At 61.8% G+C, this 254-nt stretch carries 1 protein-coding gene; it reads left to right on the top strand.

The annotated features are described in order from the left end of the window. Positions 1-254 (top strand): LysR family transcriptional regulator (locus PY649_RS34995; protein WP_285873646.1); only part of this gene is annotated, 254 nt, incomplete at both ends.

Here is a 254-nt window from a genome sequence, read left to right as displayed (position 1 = left end):
GTCACGCAACCGGCACTGACCAAGGGCGTGCAAAAGCTCGAGCAGGAACTCGGAGGTGAGCTCATCTACCGGGAACGTCAGCTCACCCACCTCACCGACTTGGGAAAAGCGGTGCTGCCCATGCTCGAGCGCGCACTTGCCTCGACTGAGGCCGTTCGACGCCGCGCGCGCGAGTTTCAAAAAAAGGAAGTCGCGCCATTAACGATCGGTCTCGCCCCATCGATTTCCGCTTCGCTCGTCGTCGAGCCGATCGC

This window comes from Rhizobium mayense, from assembly GCF_030272705.1.
GTDB classification, from domain to species: Bacteria; Pseudomonadota; Alphaproteobacteria; order Rhizobiales; family Rhizobiaceae; genus Rhizobium; species Rhizobium mayense.
Note: the sequence above shows the minus strand (reverse complement) of the source record. Positions and strands in the feature narration are given on the sequence as shown.